Genomic DNA, 2,900 nt, shown 5'->3' with positions numbered 1-2,900 from the left:
GGGGGGGGGCCGCGGGGGGGGGGGGTGCGGGGGGGGGGGGGGGGGGGGGGGGGGGGGGGGGGGGGGGGGGGGGGGGGGCCGCGGGGGGCCGGCCGGGGCCCCCCCCCCCCCCCCCGGCGCCGGGGGCGCCGTAGTTGAGCGGGACCATGGCATGCCGGGCCAGGACCCAGGCCAGCATGTCCCGGTCGCCGGACTCCTGGGCGGCCCGCTCGGCGGTGGCGAACCAGCCGTGGGAGTCGCGCTGGTCGCCCCGGTCGTGCTGGATGATCGCGACGAGGCCAGTGATCCCGGCGGCGGTGCGGGCCAGGTCCGCGCGGGCGTCGGCGGGGTGGGGTCGGGTCAGGACATCGCGCAGGAGGTCGAGGTCGGCGCGCATCTGCGTGAGGACGACACCCGGCGGGCGCCCGTGGTAGCCGCCCCGGTGGCGCTCGAACGCCCCGTCGAGGTAGGCGAGATCACCCGCGTCGGACCCCGACAGGCCCGCGTCGATGCCCTGCCGGGCCTCCGCGATGCCGGGCAGGGCAACTACCCCTGTCGCCGCGGCTGCCACACCGAGAAACTGCCGTCGCTTCACCGTCGTTCCCTCTTCCCCGCTGCTGCCGGCCGCCCGCTGTCGCCTGCGCCAGCGCCTGGACACCGCGACCGCCGATGCGATCTCCTCCACCGACCGCCCGTACCCGTCAGCCAGCAGCTGGTGCCACTTCGGGATGGGCAGGCGGCGCTCGGTCTCCCAGCGCTTCAGGTTCTCCGGGTCGAACCACCTGCCGCCCTGGGCCTTCTGTAAGCGCAGGGCCTGTTCCTCGCGGGTGAGTTCGGCGGACTCCCGGATCTCCCTCAGCATGGCGCCGATGCCGTCTGGTGCCATCATGCCCGTCCCCCAAGCGTCTGACCGTCTGGTGCCCGATCCTGGCCCCCCTAAGCGGCCCCCCGCACGCAAAATGCACCCCTTGCTGGCACCACCGCAGGCAGTGCTGACGGGAGTTGACTGTGTACCAGCCCGGCGGAGATCAGGCGAGACAAGTTCCTTCCCTCCGCGCGGACTCCCCAAGCCCCCAGCCCCGGCCCGACGCCCCGAAGGGTTCCTTCGACATGCGCGTGTGCAGCAGCAGCTTCTTCCTGGTCCGCGATCCCGCCGCCACCCCCGCCGCCCGCCGCAGGGTGAGGGCACTGGTCGCCGGCTGGGGCGTCCGGCTCGACGAGGACACCCGGCTCGCGCTGGACACGGTCACCTCCGAGCTGGTGACCAACGCCGTCCGGCACACCCAGGCGCCGATGCTGACCGTCGCCGTCCACGTGAACGTCTCGCTGCGGCGGGCCCTGGTCGAGGTCTACGACGGCTCGACCGCGCTGCCCAGGCGCCGCCGTGCCGGCATGACCGGGGAGAGCGGCCGGGGGCTGGAACTGGTCGAGCACTTCGCCCTGGCCCACGGGAGCGAGCGGACCGAGCGGGGCAAGCGGGTCTGGGCCGAGCTGGCCCTGCCCGAGCAGCCGGTGACCCGGCGCCAGGTCATGGCTGCCTCCCGCCGGGCGGTGCGAGGCGTCCTGCGCGCGCTCCCGCGCCCCGGACGCGCCCCGATACGCCCGCCGTTCGCACCCGACAGCACCCGCCCCCGCACCGCCGCCTGAGCGCCACCGCCTCGAAGGGACGAGACCTGATGACCGATGTGACCAGCGCCGATGGAATCCTCGGCCGCCGCGGGATGCGGACCGGCATCGAGTGGTCCACCCCCGGGGCCGCCCGCGCCCGGGCCGTCCAGCTCGTCGCCGAGCACCGTGCCCGTCGCCAGGAGATCGTCCGCAACCCGCACCTGGCCGCCGACTGGGCCCGCGTGGCCGTCCGCGCCCCGAGCCTGCTGGCCGCCGTCCAGGAGGCGATCGGGCCGGACGTCGCAGTGGAGAACACCTTCCTGGTGGTGAAGTGGCCCCACCGCGCCTTCGAGATCCCCTGGCACCAGGACGGCATCGACGCCCGCCTCGAGCTCGACCCCGACCGCTCGGTCTCCGCCTGGCTGGCCATCAGCGACGCCACCCTCGACAACGGCTGCCTGCACGCCGTGGCCGGCTCCCACCACTTCGGCTACCTGCCGTTCGCCTCCGAGGCCGAGCACGGCGCCGAACGCGGCCGGGCCGACCAGGCGACCGGCTTCACCACCGGCGACTCGACCGCCCTGCCCCTGCCGGCCGGGTCCGCCCTGCTCATGGACGGCCGCCTGCTGCACCGCTCCGGCACCAACACCGGGGACGGCGCCCGGGTCGGCCTGAACGTCCGCTACGTCGCTCCCGGCGGCATCCGCCGCCGCGACCCCCAGAGCCCCAGCCCCGACCCGCTCAGCGGGACGGGCTGGTAGCACCACCCAAGGGATCAACACCCAGCGAGAGGAGCACAACGCCGTGACCATCCTCGAAGAGATCGCCACCCGCGAGGACCTGGTGACCCGGGTCCGCGTCCTGACCGGGGAGGACGCCGACGCGGCCCGCCGCGCGGACAAGACCCCGATCGCCAAGTCCGACTGCACCTACTACTGCCCCGACGCGGCCACCGCCGAGCGGTGCATCCAGTCCCTGCGCGAGTCCGACGAGCGCCTGCGCAACCGCCCCGAGGAGCTCATGCTCTGGGACTGGCAGTGCACCTACTGGGAGGCCGAGCCCGGCAACCCCAACGGCGGCGGCACCGTCCTGCTCGGCGTCGCCTGGTACGACCAGGCGTTCTTCGACGACCGCCGCGACGCCTGGTTCGGCGCCATGCACCAGCGGATCTACAAGGACCTCGGCATCCCGCTGGAGGACATCACCGTCACCCACTGGCAGCTGCTCGCCAGCTGACCTGAGCACCACCAGCACACCGGCCGGGCCCCGCACCGCGGGGCCCGGCCCGTGCCCATGCTCAGTCGCGGGCCGCC

General features: G+C 74.9%; 4 protein-coding genes. All 4 read left to right on the top strand.

The window, feature by feature from the left end; genetic code table 11:
• The first annotated feature begins 151 nt into the window (after window positions 1-151).
• The 4 genes from ACFWXO_RS44675 (at window position 152) to ACFWXO_RS44660 (ending at window position 2,823) form a co-directional block, all read left to right on the top strand.
• The gene (locus ACFWXO_RS44675) at window positions 152-784 is read left to right on the top strand and encodes a hypothetical protein (RefSeq protein ID WP_380532819.1); all 633 of its coding nucleotides are present in this window, start codon (window positions 152-154) and stop codon (window positions 782-784) included.
• A 305-nt stretch (window positions 785-1,089) separates the two neighbouring features.
• Entirely contained in the window at window positions 1,090-1,626 is a 537-nt protein-coding gene (locus tag ACFWXO_RS44670) for an ATP-binding protein (protein ID WP_380532816.1), read from the top strand.
• Between the two features lie 29 nt (window positions 1,627-1,655).
• Entirely contained in the window at window positions 1,656-2,348 is a 693-nt protein-coding gene (locus tag ACFWXO_RS44665) for a phytanoyl-CoA dioxygenase family protein (protein ID WP_380532813.1), read from the top strand.
• A gap of 43 nt (window positions 2,349-2,391) precedes the next feature.
• A complete protein-coding gene (locus ACFWXO_RS44660; RefSeq protein ID WP_031076309.1) occupies window positions 2,392-2,823 on the top strand; it encodes a hypothetical protein in 432 nt (143 codons plus the stop codon).
• The last annotated feature ends 77 nt before the right edge of the window (window positions 2,824-2,900 follow it).

Origin of the sequence: Kitasatospora sp. NPDC059088 (genome assembly GCF_042738155.1) — a bacterium.
In the GTDB taxonomy this organism is placed as follows: Bacteria; Actinomycetota; Actinomycetes; order Streptomycetales; family Streptomycetaceae; genus Kitasatospora.
This window is presented reverse-complemented; position numbering and strand designations above follow the sequence as displayed.

What these genes read in the sequence shown, in the direction of transcription:
- ACFWXO_RS44665 (WP_380532813.1), top strand. Translation starts at nt 1,656, where the DNA reads ATGACCGATGTGACCAGCGCCGATGGAATCCTCGGCCGCCGCGGGATG.
- ACFWXO_RS44675 (WP_380532819.1), top strand. Translation starts at nt 152, where the DNA reads ATGCCGGGCCAGGACCCAGGCCAGCATGTCCCGGTCGCCGGACTCCTG.
- ACFWXO_RS44670 (WP_380532816.1), top strand. Translation starts at nt 1,090, where the DNA reads ATGCGCGTGTGCAGCAGCAGCTTCTTCCTGGTCCGCGATCCCGCCGCC.